Origin of the sequence: Enterobacter cloacae complex sp. SHL021 (assembly GCF_049237765.1) — a bacterium.
Taxonomy (GTDB): domain Bacteria; phylum Pseudomonadota; class Gammaproteobacteria; order Enterobacterales; family Enterobacteriaceae; genus Enterobacter; species Enterobacter cloacae.
Genome location: NZ_JBMKJG010000006.1, coordinates 112,645 through 130,623, shown reverse-complemented (window position 1 = coordinate 130,623; position 17,979 = coordinate 112,645). Strand labels below are relative to the sequence as shown.

Here is a 17,979-nt window from a genome sequence, read left to right as displayed (position 1 = left end):
CTTGGCGAGATAAAAAAGCCCGGTATCGCTACCGGGCTTGATGGAATGGCAGAACTAATTAGATTAATCCAGCCATTCGGTGTGGAACACACCTTCTTTATCCGTACGTTTATACGTATGCGCACCGAAGTAGTCACGCTGCGCCTGGATCAGGTTGGCAGGCAGTACGGCAGCGCGATAGCTGTCGTAGTACGCCACTGCAGCGGAGAAGGTCGGCACAGGAATACCATTCTGTACAGCGTATGCAACCACATCACGCAGCGCCTGCTGATATTCGTCAGCAATCTTCTTAAAGTAAGGTGCCAGAAGCAGGTTCGCGATACCTGCATTTTCAGCATAGGCATCGGTGATTTTCTGCAGGAACTGGGCGCGGATGATGCAACCTGCACGGAAGATCTTCGCGATTTCACCGTAGTTCAGATCCCAGCTGTTTTCGTCAGAAGCCGCGCGCAACTGAGAGAAACCTTGCGCGTAAGAGACGATTTTGCCCAGGTACAGAGCACGACGAACCTTCTCAACGAATTCCGCTTTGTCACCAGCTGGTTTAGCCTGCGGACCAGACAGCACTTTGGAAGCCGCAACGCGCTGATCTTTCAGAGAAGAGATGTAGCGAGCAAATACGGATTCGGTGATCAGAGACAGCGGTTCGCCCAGGTCCAGAGAGCTCTGACTGGTCCATTTGCCGGTACCTTTGTTCGCCGCTTCGTCAAGAATCACATCGACCAGGTATTTACCCTCTTCATCTTTCTTCGTGAAGATATCTTTGGTGATGTCGATCAGATAGCTGTTCAGCTCGCCTTTGTTCCACTCGGTAAAGGTCTCTGCGAGTTCTTCGTTTGAGAGGTTCAGGCCCCCCTTCAGCAGAGAGTAGGCTTCAGCAATCAGCTGCATATCGCCGTATTCGATGCCGTTGTGAACCATCTTAACATAGTGGCCTGCACCGTCCGGACCGATATAGGTCACACACGGCTCACCATCTTCCGCAACCGCAGCGATTTTGGTCAGGATTGGCGCAACAAGCTCGTACGCTTCTTTCTGGCCGCCAGGCATGATAGATGGGCCTTTCAGCGCACCCTCTTCACCACCGGAAACACCGGTACCGATGAAGTTGAAACCTTCAGCAGAGAGTTCACGGTTACGACGAATGGTGTCCTGGAAGAAGGTGTTACCACCATCAATGATGATGTCGCCTTTGTCCAGATAAGGTTTCAGGGAATCGATGGCTGCATCGGTACCTGCGCCCGCTTTCACCATTAACAGGATACGACGAGGCGTTTCCAGAGATTCAACAAACTCTTTAACCGTATAGAAAGGAACCAGTTTCTTACCCGGATTCTCAGCGATGACTTCTTCGGTCTTATCACGGGAGCGGTTGAAAACGGAGACGGTATAACCACGGCTTTCGATGTTGAGCGCCAGGTTGCGCCCCATCACTGCCATACCGACAACGCCGATCTGTTGCTTGGACATTACATACTCCTGTCAGGTGTGGATACCCCGCCGTAAAGGAGCCGGCGGGTAAAGTGAAGAACATGTTAACTCAGGTTAGAGTCCAGAAGGTAGCAATAGATGTCTTATTTAGAATGGTCTTAAACCATATAAAACCCGCGTATTGGTGCATTAATATGCACCATCACGATGAAGAACGACCTTCACAGTTTTGAACAGAATCGCGATATCATTCCAGAGCGACCAGTTTTTTACATACCAGGAGTCAAAGTAGACGCGCGTATCGTAATCAACATCATTACGGCCACTCACCTGCCATAAACCTGTCATGCCAGGTTTCGCCATCAGATAGTAATCGACATTATCATCATATCGAGACAGTTCTTCAGAAATAATAGGACGCGGCCCAACCAGACTCATTTGCCCTTTAAGGACGTTGAATAACTGAGGCAGTTCATCAAGGCTAGTTTTCCGAATAAACCGACCTACCGAAGTGATCCTGGGGTCATTTTTTAACTTGAAATCACGATCCCACTCTTCACGAGCCGCCGGATCCGAATCAAGAAGCTTTTGCAAAACCTCCTGTGAATTCAGGACCATAGAGCGGAATTTATAACATGGGAAAAGCTTACCATGTCGCCCGACGCGCATATGTCCATAGATTGCCGGGCCACCATCACGTGTCACTTTATACCAGAGATAAATAAGCAAAGGTGACGCAACCAGGATGATCAGTGACGAACAAACAATATCGAATGTGCGTTTCAGGAAACGAGAAGTCCTCTTCGCCAGATTATTATGGATTCGAAGAAGCATAACTTCGTGGCTGAAGATAAATGACATATCGGTATTATATAGCGGTAAACCTCGTAAAGAAGGTATCACCGTAACAGAACGACAGTCTTTCTTTGACAGTTCTCGCAACCAGTTTAGGGTCTTATCGCTGTTTTCCATTTCAAATGCGACGATGAAATGAATATCCCCTGTTTTCTTCATCTGCCAAAGAATTTCGGGGTCACGCAAAACAGGCAGTCCCTGGAGCATCGATTCCGTAGATTCTTCATCATAGAAAGCCACGACATCGAAACCGAGCATTTCTTCGCTCTGCAACGCGAAGTAAGCCTCAACAGCATTGCTTCCGCTTCCCATGATGATGGTTTTTTTCTTCCAGATACCAAGACGATTAAGAAGATGCTTCGTCATGGCTCTAAAGAATGGAAGCAGGATTAAGGCAAAGGTCCAGCAAAAAACCCACACATATCGTGAGAACTGCCATTTAGAAAAGGCAACAAGCGCCAGGTCAAAAACAGCAAAAATTACGATAGTACGGATAATTTCCTTTAATTCAAACCAAAATGGTTTTCGATAGGAATAATGCCGCAACCGAACCCAGAACCATCCCACACAAATTATACTTAATATGATGTGGGAAATGATACGCATCTCAAGTTGGTTATCGGGGATAAAACGATAGAGATCGTTAAAAATCCAATACACACAACCAATTGAAAGTGCGAGTGAAACGTTAAAAAATATAAAATCCGAGGCCGCCAGAAAAAATTTGCATAGCAACGGGTTATATTTATTCAAAAAATTATCCGTATCCATGACCACACCTGATTTTATCGCGGATTTATATTAAATACAGGCATCGGCTCCTGATTTTTTTGGCATTCGAGATATTTGTTTGCCACATCAATAGCTTCGCGGATAGTGACATCCATATCAAGATAGCGATAGGTACCCAGACGGCCAACAAAAGTTGTATTACGGAGTGCCATGGCCTTGTCGAGATAGCGGTTTAATAATTCTTTCTCTTTTACCATACGAATCGGGTAATAAGGCACATCGTTTTCGGTACAAAAACGGCTAAACTCACGATAGCAGGTAGTATTTTCGTGTGATTCCCAAGGTGAAAAATGCTTATGCTCGGTGATACGAGTATAAGGTACGTCTTCTTCACAATAGTTGATCACTGCTGTACCCTGATAGTCGCCTTCCGCGGAGAATTTTTCAAAGTCCAATGTGCGATAGCCAAGCCGCCCTTCGCTGAAGTTAAAGTATCCATCCAGGGCTCCTGACCAGAACACATGTTCATACGCAGTGCTTTCTGCCGCAGAAAACTCAGTATCCGTTCTGACCTCAATCAGCTCATGGTCGAGAATTTTTGCGACCATCTCGGTATAGCCTTCTTTAGGCATGCCCTGATACTGATGATTAAAGTAATTGTCGTTGTAATTGAAGCGCAGCGGCAAACGCTTCAAAATACTGGCAGGCAATTCCGTTGGTTCAACGCCCCATTGCTTGCGCGTGTATCCCTTGAAGAACGCCTCGTAGAGCTCACGGCCAATCATGCTGATTGCTTGTTCTTCAAAGTTTTGCGGATCGACAATTGATTTATCCGCTTTTGATTCAATAAACGCCCGAGCTTCGTCAGGACGTAGCGTTTTATTGAAAAACTGGTTAATGGTGTGCAGGTTAACAGGCAGCAGATAGACATTGCCCTTGTAAACAGCCTTTACGCGGTTTGTGTAAGGCATGAATTCAGAATAAGCATTTACGAAGTCCCAGACTTCTTTATCATCTGTGTGGAAGATATGCGGACCATAGACGTGCAGCATGACATTAGTCTGCGGATCACGTTCAGAATGGCAGTTTCCTGCAATATGCGAGCGCTTATCAAAAACAACGGATGATATTCCTTGCTCAGCTAACAGCCTGGCGATAACGGCCCCAGAGATACCTGCACCAACAATAGCGACTGTCATTTTGTTCCCCAAAAATGTCGTTTTAATAATCCAATCCCCTTCAGAAGGAGGTTCTCACCATCAATATTGACCACCGGCATATATTTAATCCTCAGTCGATTGCGCTGATGATGAAGCCACACATTGAAAAGTCTTTCTGCCATAAACCCAAAGACGCGTTTTTGGTACGCATCATAATTCTGATAAGCAATTTTTTGTTCAAGCGCGAACAATAGTGGGAAGAGCCAGACAAAATATTCATCTATCAATGCTTTTTTACAGACGAACATATTGTACAGGCTGATCTTAGTGCCCCCCATAACATCATCAAAATCTGAGAGATAATCAGGTTGTTGTCGCGCTATTTCATCTCGCAGTTGAGTGTAATCCGATTCATGATGAGCATGTATATAATGGCTTTTAATGCTCGTAATATAATAATTACGTGGTTTAGCAACCAGAATATCAGCATTTTGCAGAAGGTTCATCATCTCTTCAGGAGAGGCGATACGCTTCCCCTTAACCATCAGGTTACTAGTTGATGATGCAAAATATCGACGGTAGTGCGCGAGACCGACAATGTCTTCCTGAGAGTTCTTCCATATCCAATAGGCTGCGGTGAGTTCGCAGAATGATGAATTTAGATGGGCGATGTTGTCGCCTGTAGAATCTCTCAATGATTTTTCAGCAATTGAATCTTTAGATGTTCCAACTTGCAACGGCTTATATGCATCATGCAAAGGGAATGTGTATTCTTTGTGACTAACTGTATATATTTTAAGAGGCATCAGTGATTCCTTTTATCAGAAAATAAAACAACTGGCCTCAGGATTTTTTCAATAACATATAAACCAATCGAATATTTTGATGCAATAGATAGTATCTTAAACTTAAAGCAAGATAAACTTGTTATGATTTCCCGAAAGGTTAGTTTATTAAATTCCTCAATTATTACTCTTCTATATTTTACAAGCTTACAAGGGTTGTCAATACGAACTAAACTTACAACACACGACTGAGATAAGTTAACCAGTGCAGTAGAATAAAAGATAAATTCAATCTCTCTTCGTTCATACCTTTCTTTTAATAAACCTACAGCATCAAACAACTCGAATTGTTTTTCAGCAGATATTGTCGTGATCGAACCAGATCTTTTCCGATAGCCATACAAAGGAGATTTAATAAACGCAACCACGCCTGCATGTTGTGTGATGTAAGGAGATGTATATACATCTTCATAAATGACACCCACTGGAAATTTATTGTTATCATAAGTTTTGCGTTTAGCAACTCGTGCCCACGCAAAATTAGGCATGCGAGCTAAATCTTTGCGATCAGAATACTTTATTGAAATATCTTCAACATTTTGAGCTAGTCCTTTCAAAGAAAGGTCATTAGAAAATTTTATAAAATTAAAATATACGACATCTGTATTAGTACACTCCAAAGCTTTATTAATTGCTTCAATTAAAACTGGGCTGACTACATCATCGGAGTCTACAAAAATAATGTATTCTCCAATCGCATGCTGCAGCCCATAATTTCTTGCATCAGAAAGCCCGCCATTTTCCTTATTCAGACAATGAAAACCAGCATTCATGCTACAAAATTGCTCGGCTATTTCTCTTGATTTATCAGTAGAACCATCATTGACCAAAATACATTCACACTGATTTGTCATTATTTTTTTTAAGGAATCGAGGCAATCTTCTAAAAACAACTCAACATTGTAAACTGGAACAATAATAGAAAATTTTATATGGTTATCCATTTTTTGAAATTGACCCTTTGAATTACACAACAATAGAAAATTATGAATAGAGTAAAAACAATAAATTTAGCCGTAAAGAAATAATACCAATCGGACATAATACTAATTTGAATAATAAAATAATAATATTTAATTACAATGAAAGCGAAGAAAAGGTCTCTCATGATTATTGAATTTCTCATCAACCATGCGCCAAAACTGGCTACAAAGCCGAAAAATATCGCCGCAATCGGACCTAATGCGTTTCCAAAGAAAAAATTATAATTTGCAGGAGCACCCATTGTAAATCTTACACCATTTTCTAAAAACCTACTAAATACATCTGATGGCGTGATTTGTTGCATAAGATAATACATACCATAAATGCCGTTATCACTCTCCACTCCAAAAGCATTGTGTAATACCCACATTAAACTCAGATCTGGGTTAACCGGTTCTGATACAGAATCGATTGCCCACCAAACTTGTGCTTGTAATGCTATCCTTTCTAGTAAATATCGTATCCCATCGGAAGAATTACCATAAATTGCGGAATAACTCAGATATGTTGAGAAAATAAAAATCATCAAGACTATTAACACAAAAACAAGAATCTTTGGCTTAAATAACAATGTGACCAAATCATTCCTAGAATGATACATTATCGGTATCATAAAGAATAATATTGATAACGAAGGACCAGTAAATTTTTCACCACCAATAAATTGCATAAATATAGAGGCGATAAGTAACATTACATACTTTTTGTGTTTTGTTTCTGTGTATTTAATACCTAAAAGAAATGAAAACTGAAGTAACATAAATTGCAGGTATCGCCCCCAAGATGGGGCAATAGTATCCCAGTATTCAAAACGGTCAATGCTATTTGAGTTGGGAGTTCCATACTTTATATAAAGAAATGCAAGACCTATAAATGATCCAATCATTATAAGTTGAATCGCGGAATTTAATGTTTTATTTACGATTCGATCCATTGTGTAGATCGGCTGGATTTTTTTATTTAGTATGACAGTAAAAATGATCGCACTTAATAAGAAAGTTAATGCCGTAAACCCAACACGAACTGTGGCTCCACTTAACTTGCCGTACATTCTAATTTCAGATAGATATGCTCCACTTTCAACAATAGCACAACATACAATCCCGACACTCATACTATAAATCATTATTATATTAAGGGCTGACTCTTCTTTTTTATTTTTTAAATATAATAAAATGATTAAGAACCATGAAAACATGAATGTTATATTCAAAAACCAGGATTCAATACCTAATATATTTAAGCACCATATTGAAAAAGAAATAATAAAAACAATAAAAATGGGCATATTGGCGCTCACTCACAGAACATTTAAAATTTCGGTTAAACTCATGCGAGGACTTGAATATTTATCAAATAGTGACTCTTGCAACTCTGAGCAGCTGACTTTAGTATCAAGTTTGTCAAAGCTTAATCTGAATGTTGGGACTTGATATATTATATTTAGAAGAATAAGTGATGTGCTGTTAAAACCAAGTACAGCACGGCAATTCCGGGAGTCAAAACAAAGTTCAACCGGTGTTAATGTGTCGAATATCTCAACTCCTATATTTTTATAAAAAAACAAATCTTCTGAAGGATGTGCCTTGATTATAAGTTTTATACCTAAACCATCTAAACCCCTTATAAGTTGCTTTAGAAAATCCTCATATTCTTGCTTATTCAGAACACCAAGCTTCACCCATGGTTGCGTTAACAAAAGCAAATACCCACTCGTTGTTGGTATCTCTTTTGGCTCGCAGTGTTCTTTTATAAAATCAATAATATCTTTATTTGGTTTTTGACCATAAAAGAGTTTCCATATATTCTTAGCAAGAAATCCTCTTTTAACAAATGTGTATATTAATGCGTATAGATAGGCTTTTATCAGGTTAGGGCTCCGTTCACGCATGTAAACTTTTGCCATGGCATCAATGTCATTTACAGAACCGATCCCTTCATCAATAACAACGTTAGAAATAGATGAGGTAATATTGTGTAAACGCATCAATATAGCTGGTTTAATACCAACTGAACCTATGAATATATGAATAATTTTTTTGTAAGGACCGGCACGTACAATTTCACCCTGTTCAAAAAGTTCAACCTTTCCTAACCATTTTGCAATTAAAGTTGGATCGATTTTTTTATTCGATAAGAATCGCTTATTATTTTCGTAGCATACTTTGAAATCTTCATTATGCTCCAATCTTAATTTATGGATATACGAGGAAACGTAAACCAAATGACTTTCATTTAGCACTCCAGAAATAACTATTAAATTGGCCATTTACCCTAACCTGCAATATTTTGATTTGGCCAAGAATAGTATTATTATGCCTACAAGTTGGCTTGCAGCTATTCCAAGCGATGAATAGAGATAACCTAAAATAAACATTAAACAAACTGAAACGCAAAATGCAGTCACGCCAGATATAATAATAGCTTTATCGTTATTTTTTGCATATAATTCAAAATGATATACTAGTGATATGCAATAAATCACTGAACCAGATATAAGAACATAAAATAAAGGTAATGAATTTAAAAAATCTTTTTTACCTGAGTACTCAGAAAGCACTGGAACGCAAAAAACTAGAATAAGTGATATAATAACACTTGTTAAAATCAAATACCGCAGGAATTTTCTCTTTGTACTAATAAATTTTTCATTATTTCCTTCTTTAGCGTATTTTACTAATTTCGGATAGAAAAGCATAACAACACCAGCATCAACGAATGCCATTATTGATGAAGAAAAACTGGAAAAATAGGAATATATCCCTACTGCCTCTTTGCTATCGAATAATCCAAGGATATATCTATCTGCAGTGAATATCCCTCTTAGGGATAAAGTTGAAATTAGTAATGGCAAGCAAACCTTTATGCCTGAAATAACCCATTTCCAATCTATTTCAGATCTAAAAATCAATGATAATGGTATTTTTTTTAATATTACCCCAGCAAATAGTAGGCTTATGATCTCTGCTGCTATCCAAAAAAACCAAATATAATCGAAATCAGTATGACCATTAATAAATACAAAAAGTATATAAATATATACCCAAAGCCCGTTACGTATAAAGAATTGAACGTTTGCGCTCAATGGATGTTCATATATCACCAACAATCGCATTACTTCTTGCGAGCAATGATCTAAGATAATTAGTGCGACAAAAATGATAGCCAAGTTTATCCATGGTGGCGAAATAATAATAGCCACTAGTAAAAACAAAACCATTAATGAATAATGCAAGAAATATAGAGAGAACTGATTTTTTATATATGAAGCTTGTTTTGTCTCTGATGCACCAATTATTTTCCGTGAAGAATATGTATAAAAATCGAACCCCAATAAGTAACCAACATAACTTACCCCTGCAACAACTAAGGCGTATTCGCCTAAGTTTGACAAGTTATAATAGCGGCTAATAAATATTATTAGAATAAACTTACTGGCTAATGTTCCCCCTCTTAAAGAGAGGGGGAATAGTTTATTAAAAATAGATCTCATAAAAATAATTCTAATTTTTAATAAATTTCAAATGAAGCGGGGTCCCCTTTTTAAGATCTTGACTTGCAGTCTTACCAAGGACCTCTTCATAATGTTTTGGTGCAAGACCAAATCCAGGACGAATGCTCTTAACGTTTTCACTCGTCAGTTTTTCACCTTGCTTGACATCCTTCACAACATAAAGTGAACGGCGGAACTTAACATTACCTTTTTCACTCTCTTTACGTTCGTAGTTAACGCGTCCCAGTGCTTTCCAGGCTGTTTTTGCATCGCGGCACAACGCTGTCAACTCAGCAGGTTCTAACGAAAAACTATCATCTGGCCCCCCGCCGTTACGATCCAGCGTGACGTGCTTTTCAATCACACATGCACCGAGTACGACTGAAGCTACTGCAGTCGTGTTATCTATAGTATGATCGGACAGGCCAGCAATAACATTAAATCGCTCTGCCATATCGGGTATCGTTGCAAGATTATATTCTTCCGCGGGAGCTGGATAACCGCTAACACACTGCAGCACGACTAGCTCTTTACAGCCCCCTTCTCGTGCGGCGGTTATCGCTTCAAGAATTTCTTGTTCGTCAGCCATACCGGTAGAAATGATCATCGGCTTGCCTGTCTTGGCGACATACTTTATCAGCGGTATATCAATAGCTTCAAAGGAGGCAATTTTATACGCAGGAGCGCCCAGTTCTTCAAGCAGATCGACAGCGGTAAAATCAAAAGGACTACTGAAAATGGTTATCCCCAATTCCTTAGCCTTTTCAAACAGGGGTTTATGCCATTCCCATGGCATTTGGGCACCTTTATATAAATTGAATAGCGTTTGTCCATCCCATAAACCGCCATGGATCTGGAAGTCTTCTGAATCACAATCGATCGTTATCGTATCCGCGCGGTAAGTCTGTAATTTTATCGCATCGGCACCTGCAGCTTTAGCCTCTTCCATAATTTTGAATGCGCGGTTAATATCACCATTATGGTTAGCAGAAAGTTCTGCAATAATATACGGTGGAAATTCTTTCCCAATCTGGCGGCCGTCAATAGAAATGCTATTCATTTTTTACCTCAAAATACATTATAATTAAAACGTTCAGACAACAACTTCATATTGGGAGAAGATTTTCGAATACTTATCTTTCAAACCTTGACGGATAGATTCCCATCCTTCTTTCGTCAACCCCAGAAAATGAACGCCTAGCCTTTCGCCATTCTTTAAGATGTTTGATTCTCTGAAACCTTCTTTTTTAAAACCAAACTTCTCATGTAATCGCACGACTGCATCATTGTGCTCAATAACTTCACAATTCAGTTTACTGAGTTTCAGTTCATTGAAAACATAATCAATAACAAAGAATTCAAGCACTGCGCCGACGCCTGACCGCGCAGTTGCAGTGAGGTAGTATGCCCAATCGGCTTTTTGGTGAGTATTATCAATGGCATTTACGCTTACTACACCTACGGGCACTTCGTTTTCAATAACAACAAAAACAATATTTCTAGTATCTGTCTTCAGTCTGGTGAGCCAGTTGCCATGCTCTTCTGCCGAAATTACGTGATCGGTATACATCCATTTTCTTACCTGATCTTCATTCCTGATAAGACGAACGGATTCCTGGACATCTTTGGAAGTCTGAACAATATTAACTAAATTTAATTTTTTAACGTTCGAATTAGTCATAGTTCTTCCTTAAATATTAACCTACATTTTACATATAGACGTAACTACGCGTTGTAATCCGGCTCCGTCGCACAACGCGAAAGACCTGTCTACCAGATCTTGATATTCACCATGCAATTTACGCCAGGCAGACGACAAATCTTCTTCAGAAAAATCAGTATTGCTGAATACAATGAAGCCCTTGTCCATGAGCTTTTCAACTATAACCAATTGGTTTTCAGCAATTGCTAAGTTGATTGTAGGCAGACCTAAAACAGCTCTTTCCCAGGTTGTACTGCCTAACGCTCCAATTGCGATATCATTTTCAAGCATAACCTGAGGCATGTTATTAATATTTATTAATACCTCAACATCATACTTACATTCTTTAGCGATACGTTTAATTTCATCTTTATGTGGGCAATTTGCGCCCAGGACTACCGTAATCAGTTCTATTTGTGTATCTATACTATTAGATATCTTTTTAAGAAGCGCACCAGTAACATTATTTATATCAACACCGCCCATAGTAATTAATACTTTCCGGGGTGAAGAAGTATTTTTGCGTTTTTCAACTGCCAGAGAACGCAGCTGAGCAAAATCTTCTCTAAGCAATGCGTAATCAGTACCCGTTAATAAAATACATTCTGAAGAAACAAAAGGTTTATATTCCGCACTTTGTCTCTCCAAAGTTGAATCAATCAAAAGATAACATTCATGTTTCCTGTTACATAAATCATCAATTACAATGATTTTCGCCTCAGGAAAATGGCATTGGAAAATTTTTTCCCACGAATCATCCAAAGAATAATGGTCCGTTATCAAAACATCCGGAGCATAGTTGTTAGTCTTACACAGTTCGATGGATTTCAATGCATCATCGCGTTGCGTTCCTCCCAGCCAAAATTTTTCATTTTGGATATACTCTTCACTGGAATTAGGTTCTCCAGGAATAACAAACACATCGAACGATCGTGATTTAACTAGCTCTATTAGATTCCCATGATGTGCTTTAGAGATGAAGACACAATGTGCCCCTTTCTTCCTTAAAGCATCCGCGAGCGTAAGGCAACGAACGACATGTCCTGAGCCAATGGAAAGAGAGGCATCGACCCTAAACGCGATTTTCATCTTTGACTCTGTTAACCTCAAACATTAACTCTGCTAAACGCCAGTCTTCCAATGTATCAATGTCCTGCACACGTTCTCGGGGTAAGATTAGTGGGACTGCATGCGATTTGAAAACAGCTTTCTCCATCAACCACGCTTCAATGTTTCCCCAGTAGAATTGACCAGCATCATGCCATGCTTCAACTAAGTCCTGAGATCGGACATTAAACTGTTCCGGATCAAACATGCTGATTTCGTTATCATCACTGATTTTCAATGCGCGCTGGATGGGGTAAGGAAAACTCGCCACAGAAAAGCAATAATCACTATTTTTTTTCTTAATAAGTTCTAAACCTTTTTTTAGGTCTTCGGGTTGTATAAAAGGTGCGGTTGCATATATACAACAAACATAATTCGGCTTATTACCCTGAGAGATGATCCAGTCAGCGGCATGATGAATCACAGGAATAGTACCTGCATAATCATTTGAGAGTTCTTCCGGGCGCATAAATGGCACTTCTGCACCATATTGACGCGCAACTTCAGCTATCTCCGCATCATCTGTTGAGACAATGATTCGGTCAAAGACGCCGCTCTTTTGAGCGGCTTCAATGGACCAGGCAATCATTGGTTTCCCACAAAATTCTTTAATGTTTTTTCGTGGAATACGCTTACTGCCACCACGCGCAGGAATGATTGCCACATTCATTTAAAAAAACTCCCTAATGCACTGAATAACGTAGTCTTGCTCTTCATCTGTCAGCGTTGAGTACATAGGGATACTAAGCGCGCGAGAGTAATAGTCTTCAGCGACGGGATAATCACCAGATTTATGACCTAACTGCTCATAATAAGGCTGAGTATGAACGGGGATATAGTGGACGTTAACCCCAATGCCTTTATCACGCAGATAATCAAACAGTGGTTTACGTTGCGCCGGATCGTTCACCGTCAGTGGGTAAAGATGCAAAGCACTGTATCCACTCTCTGACTGCTGCGGTATTGAAACAGGAACACCGTCAAAAGCCGCGTGATAACGTTTTACCAGTTCATGACGTCGAGCCACAAAACCGTCAATACGTTTTAACTGACTCACACCCAGTGCAGCCTGTAGTTCGGTCATGCGATAGTTTAATCCGAGATCTACCTGCTGATAGTACCAACCACCTTCCGATAGTTTGGTCATTTTCTCGTTGTCGCGGGTAATCCCGTGGCTGCGGAAAAGTTGCATACTCTCGGCCAGCGCATCGTTGTTTGTCAGCGCCATACCACCTTCAGCAGTTGTGATGATCTTAACCGGGTGGAAGCTCAAAATGGTAATGTCGGCAAAACGCGAGTTGCCAATTTTAGCTCCCTGATAATTACCACCGATCGCATGCGACGCATCTTCGATAATGGCGAACCCATACTCTTTAGACAGTTTATGGATCGCTTCCATATCACATGATTGACCCGCGAACGCTACTGGCACCACGATTTTAGGCAATTTGCCTTCTGCTTTAGCCGCAATGAGTTTAGCTTCCAGAGCAGAAACACTCATGTTGTAAGTTTGCGGATCAATATCAACAAAGCTTACATTGGCATCACAATAAAGCGCACAGTTTGCCGAAGCCACAAAGGTATTAGGCGAAGTCCAAAGCCAGTCGCCTTTTTTCAACCCCAGTGCTAAGCATGCAATATGAAGTGCAGACGTTGCGCTATTAACCGCTACAGCATGTTTAACGCCAACATAGTCAGCAATGGCCTGCTCGAACTGTGGAACACATGGCCCCTGAGTCAAGAAATCAGACTTCAGTACGTCCACCACTGCACTGATATCTTCTTCTGAGATATCCTGCCGTCCGTAGGGGATAAATTTCATTAGATATTGCCTACTTTTTCACGGTTATCATCAATCCATTGACGCAGTTCTTCAATGCTCATCCACTCGGTATTGCTGTCGCTTTCGTAAACGAACCCTTCTGGTACACGTTTACCATCTTTAATACGTTCAGGAGAATCGCACCAGTTATGGATTGCAGGAAGGATTTTGAAATGTTCCGGATATTCATAGGTGTAATGCGCATCTTCTGCACTGATCATTTGTTCATGCAGTTTTTCACCCGGACGAATACCGATCACTTTCTGAGTTGCATCAGGAGCAACAGCCGTTGCAACATCAGTCACTTTCATTGATGGGATTTTCTTAACATAGATCTCGCCACCTTCCATGTCATTGAAGGCGTGCCAAACCAGTTCCACACCCTGTTCCAGGGTAATCATGAAACGGGTCATGCGGTCATCAGTGATTGGCAGTTCGCCCTTGTCTTTGATAGACAGGAAGAATGGAATTACGGAACCACGGGATCCCATAACGTTCCCGTAACGCACAACGGCGAAGCGAGTCTTGGTAGCACCGGAGTAGGAATTACCTGCCACAAACAATTTATCGGATGCCAGTTTAGTTGCACCATACAGGTTTGCTGGGCTACTTGCTTTGTCAGTAGACAGTGCAACGACACGCTCGATACCTTTATCAATACATGCATCAATAACATTCATCGCACCGTTGATGTTGGTTTTTACACACTCAAACGGGTTGTATTCTGCGGTAGGAACGATTTTTGTTGCTGCTGCATGCACCACGAAATCAACCCCATCTAACGCGCGGTACAAACGATCTTTATCACGCACATCACCGATGAAAAAGCGGATGCGACTTTCATCTTTGAAATGCTTTGCCATTTCCCACTGTTTCATTTCATCACGCGAATAAATGATAATTTTTTTAGGATTATATTTTTCAAGCGTCATGCGAACGAACTTATTGCCAAATGAACCTGTGCCGCCAGTTACCAGAATCGTTTTATTATCAAACATGTTTTTCACCAGAAAATATCAACTTATTGAATGCTACAATTGAAGAGATTGTAACCCAGCCCTGCATGGGTTTTACCCACGCTACCGCCCCTGGCTTAACAGCTACCAGTGCACTGAACGAGGGTGAAATGTTCCATTTGTTGAAGTCCGACACCGAACTCTACTGGCGCTGGACAACTGCAAAAACTGCCGTTAATTGTCGTCCTAAATGACCTCAGAAACAAGCACAAATCGTTACAAATCTGACCAGATTTAAATCAGATAAATCCATGTTATCATTAGAATTAATAACAAAAAACGGCAGCTACCATTTTGGTTATGTTTCAACATACCCAAATGATGACTGCCGCTTGTGCAAATCAAGTAAGATAAAATCAGTCGTTAGCTAACAACTTCTCAATCCGGCTTCTGAACTTCGCCCCTTCCTTCAGGTTACGCAGCCCATAGTTCACAAACGCCTGCATGTAGCCCAACTTCTTACCGCAGTCGTAGCTCTCACCGGTCATCAGCATCGCGTCAACAGACTGCTTCTTCGCCAGCTCGGCAATCGCATCGGTCAACTGGATACGATCCCAGGCGCCTGGCTCGGTTTTTTCCAGCTCGGCCCAGATATCTGCGTTCAGGACATAACGGCCAACCGCCATCAGGTCAGAATCCAGCGTCTGCGGCTGATCCGGTTTTTCGATGAACTCAACGATGCGGCTCACCTGCCCTTCTGTCTCCAGCGCTTCTTTAGTCTGGATAACAGAGTACTCGGACAGATCGCCTTTCATGCGTTTCGCCAGCACCTGGCTGCGGCCTGTTTCATTGAAACGCGCCACCATCGCCGCCAGGTTGTAGCGCAGCGGATCCGCAGAAGCGGTATCGATGATGATATCCGGCAGGACCACGATAAACGGGTTGTCGCCCACGACAGGGCGAGCACACAGGATGGAGTGGCCCAGGCCCAGCGGCTGCGCCTGACGCACGTTCATGATGGTCACGCCAGGAGGACAAATGGACTGCACTTCCGCCAGCAGTTGGCGTTTAACACGCTGCTCCAGCAGCGCTTCGAGTTCGTAAGAGGTGTCGAAGTGGTTTTCAACCGCATTCTTGGACGAGTGCGTAACCAGAACGATTTCTTTGATCCCTGCAGCAACAATCTCGTCGACGATGTATTGAATCATCGGCTTGTCGACGATCGGTAGCATCTCTTTAGGAATGGCTTTTGTGGCTGGCAGCATATGCATGCCCAGTCCGGCTACCGGAATGACTGCTTTCAAATTAATCATTATTTCTTCCACCTTAAAATGGTTGACGAATTATAGCTCTTAAACCTGTTTTCGCCAGTATGATTTGCCGTAATCCTGTAATGATATTACGCCTTAGCACCACAAATTACAGTAGTTGTAATCTGAATAGAATGCGATTCCGTGCCAGGAATAGTCGCAAAAAGGCCACTGACGATTATCTGTGCGGCAGCGCAAAATTCAGCCGTTCCGTATTCACCACATGCTGATCTACCCGGTCAATATCCACCGAGCTCTGCCCTTTCTCATTCACTGCTTTGATGTTTGCCAGTGACAGCAACGTCTCGTCTTTCGCCATAAACTTACCCCGCACATCCTTACGCAGGTCGAAGTTCAGCTTCAGCGCGGGTCCGATTGCTGCTTCCTGCATCACATTGATATTGCGTAAGAAAAGGTGCTGAGGTTTGTTATGCAGTTCAAGCGTCGCGCGCTGCATCTCGACGTTGGTGATGGCCACAAACGAGGTCGCATTACCGGATGAAATTTGTATGCCGCGCAGCTTATAGGCAAGCTGGCTATTATCCAGACGAATATCGTTAAGCTTGAAGTTCTGCGGAATCGACAGGTAGTCACCTTTAATCACGCCGTAACCGATTAACATGCCGGCACTATTGACCATATCGACATTATCAATAACGAAATTATCACAGCCATAAATTGCTACCGTGGCATTGTCTATTCCCGCCTTTTTACTGAAATCAGGCGTAATATTTTTGGCTTTAATATTGCGGATAATAAAGTGTTTACCGTTCTCAACGTGCACCAGCTGGCGGCAGTTGCTGCCGGTGATATTGGCAACCACAAAGTTCTTCACGGTCTGTTTTTCCGGGTAGTCGTTGTCGTAGGTACTGCCCGCAAGGCCAATACCAATCCCCCAGTTAATCTTACCGTTGGTGCAGTTGATGTTGTCGATCACATGGTCGGAGATCAGAATATTGCGGTCATTGATGGCCACATTCCACTCGATCGCATCGCCCTGCAGGTGGCTGAATTTGCTGTTGGTGATGCGGGCGCCATCCACCTGGTTGTGAAACCCCTGGCGCAGGATGGCGTAATTGGCCTGGCTCACGCGGATGTTATCAATAACCAGATTACGCATCACGCTGGGCTTTTTGCCGCCAATGTAGATTTGCGTTACCGGGCCAAATCCGCTCATCGCCAGCCCTTTGATGACACAGTCAGAGCCACGAACGTCAAGGGTAATATTTTCGGTACGGCCTTCGCCCTCACCGATGACTTTGCTGCCCTCCTGCAGGACAAAGCGCCCCCGGCCATTCCCGGTTAACGCCCCGCGAATCAGCAGCGTTTTGCCGTCAGGAATGAAAATGCCCGTGTTGATGTTTTTGCAGGTGAGCCCTGCAGGCACTACGACGGTGTCGCCTTCGTTAAACGCCTGCTTAAAGGCGGCGATCCAGTCGTTGTTATTGTACTGATTTACAGAGACCGTCTTGCCGGTTGCCGCCCGCGCAACGCGGGGCGACAGCAGCGGCATTGCCGCCAGGACGGACAGAGAAGAGACAAAGCTGCGTCGGGTAATCTTTTTCAGCATACAACCTCGGCG

16 protein-coding genes are annotated in these 17,979 nt (G+C 42.0%); all 16 read right to left on the bottom strand.

Features of this window, described 5'->3' with window-relative positions; all coding sequences use genetic code 11:
• Positions 1–63: 63 nt before the first annotated feature.
• The 16 genes from gndA to wcaM all read right to left on the bottom strand — a co-directional run bounded on the left by gndA (position 64) and on the right by wcaM (position 17,967).
• On the bottom strand, positions 64–1,470 hold the full coding sequence (gndA, locus tag ACOTZF_RS07890) for an NADP-dependent phosphogluconate dehydrogenase (RefSeq protein WP_062934702.1): 1,407 nt from the start codon (positions 1,468–1,470) through the stop codon (positions 64–66).
• A 150-nt stretch (positions 1,471–1,620) separates the two neighbouring features.
• Complete coding sequence (locus tag ACOTZF_RS07885; RefSeq protein ID WP_038979588.1) at positions 1,621–3,057, bottom strand: undecaprenyl-phosphate galactose phosphotransferase; 1,437 nt, start codon at positions 3,055–3,057, stop codon at positions 1,621–1,623.
• 14 nt (positions 3,058–3,071) lie between these two features.
• Positions 3,072–4,217, bottom strand: a complete 1,146-nt coding sequence (glf, locus tag ACOTZF_RS07880; RefSeq protein WP_038979586.1) for a UDP-galactopyranose mutase — start codon at positions 4,215–4,217, stop codon at positions 3,072–3,074.
• Positions 4,214–4,984: a DUF4422 domain-containing protein gene (locus ACOTZF_RS07875; protein WP_062934701.1), complete on the bottom strand. Its 771-nt coding sequence runs from the start codon at positions 4,982–4,984 to the stop codon at positions 4,214–4,216. Before ACOTZF_RS07875 ends, glf begins: the two co-directional genes overlap by 4 nt.
• Positions 4,984–5,967: a glycosyltransferase family 2 protein gene (locus tag ACOTZF_RS07870; RefSeq protein WP_062934700.1), complete on the bottom strand. Its 984-nt coding sequence runs from the start codon at positions 5,965–5,967 to the stop codon at positions 4,984–4,986. Before ACOTZF_RS07870 ends, ACOTZF_RS07875 begins: the two co-directional genes overlap by 1 nt.
• Complete coding sequence (locus ACOTZF_RS07865; protein ID WP_421636069.1) at positions 5,952–7,121, bottom strand: DUF6418 domain-containing protein; 1,170 nt, start codon at positions 7,119–7,121, stop codon at positions 5,952–5,954. Before ACOTZF_RS07865 ends, ACOTZF_RS07870 begins: the two co-directional genes overlap by 16 nt.
• 186 nt (positions 7,122–7,307) lie before the next feature.
• Complete coding sequence (locus ACOTZF_RS07860; RefSeq protein WP_129252234.1) at positions 7,308–8,276, bottom strand: polysialyltransferase family glycosyltransferase; 969 nt, start codon at positions 8,274–8,276, stop codon at positions 7,308–7,310.
• Complete coding sequence (locus tag ACOTZF_RS07855; RefSeq protein WP_129252232.1) at positions 8,277–9,500, bottom strand: lipopolysaccharide biosynthesis protein; 1,224 nt, start codon at positions 9,498–9,500, stop codon at positions 8,277–8,279.
• 10 nt (positions 9,501–9,510) lie between these two features.
• Positions 9,511–10,560 carry a pseudaminic acid synthase gene (gene pseI / locus ACOTZF_RS07850; protein WP_062934697.1) on the bottom strand — a complete coding sequence of 350 codons (1,050 nt, stop codon included), beginning with the start codon at positions 10,558–10,560 and terminating at the stop codon, positions 9,511–9,513.
• 33 nt (positions 10,561–10,593) lie between these two features.
• Entirely contained in the window at positions 10,594–11,181 is a 588-nt protein-coding gene (pseH, locus tag ACOTZF_RS07845; protein WP_062934696.1) for a UDP-4-amino-4,6-dideoxy-N-acetyl-beta-L-altrosamine N-acetyltransferase, read from the bottom strand.
• A gap of 21 nt (positions 11,182–11,202) precedes the next feature.
• Entirely contained in the window at positions 11,203–12,291 is a 1,089-nt protein-coding gene (gene pseG, locus ACOTZF_RS07840) for a UDP-2,4-diacetamido-2,4,6-trideoxy-beta-L-altropyranose hydrolase (protein ID WP_062934695.1), read from the bottom strand.
• Complete coding sequence (gene pseF / locus ACOTZF_RS07835; RefSeq protein ID WP_062934694.1) at positions 12,275–12,979, bottom strand: pseudaminic acid cytidylyltransferase; 705 nt, start codon at positions 12,977–12,979, stop codon at positions 12,275–12,277. Before pseF ends, pseG begins: the two co-directional genes overlap by 17 nt.
• Positions 12,980–14,131, bottom strand: a complete 1,152-nt coding sequence (pseC, locus tag ACOTZF_RS07830) for a UDP-4-amino-4,6-dideoxy-N-acetyl-beta-L-altrosamine transaminase (RefSeq protein ID WP_129318047.1) — start codon at positions 14,129–14,131, stop codon at positions 12,980–12,982.
• Positions 14,131–15,129, bottom strand: a complete 999-nt coding sequence (gene pseB, locus ACOTZF_RS07825; RefSeq protein ID WP_013097864.1) for a UDP-N-acetylglucosamine 4,6-dehydratase (inverting) — start codon at positions 15,127–15,129, stop codon at positions 14,131–14,133. The genes pseC and pseB overlap by 1 nt, the downstream gene beginning before the upstream one ends.
• Positions 15,130–15,503: 374 nt before the next feature.
• Entirely contained in the window at positions 15,504–16,400 is an 897-nt protein-coding gene (gene galF, locus ACOTZF_RS07820; protein WP_013097865.1) for a GalU regulator GalF, read from the bottom strand.
• Positions 16,401–16,575: 175 nt separating this feature from the next.
• Positions 16,576–17,967: a colanic acid biosynthesis protein WcaM gene (gene wcaM, locus ACOTZF_RS07815; protein WP_048971164.1), complete on the bottom strand. Its 1,392-nt coding sequence runs from the start codon at positions 17,965–17,967 to the stop codon at positions 16,576–16,578.
• Between the last annotated feature and the right edge of the window lie 12 nt (positions 17,968–17,979).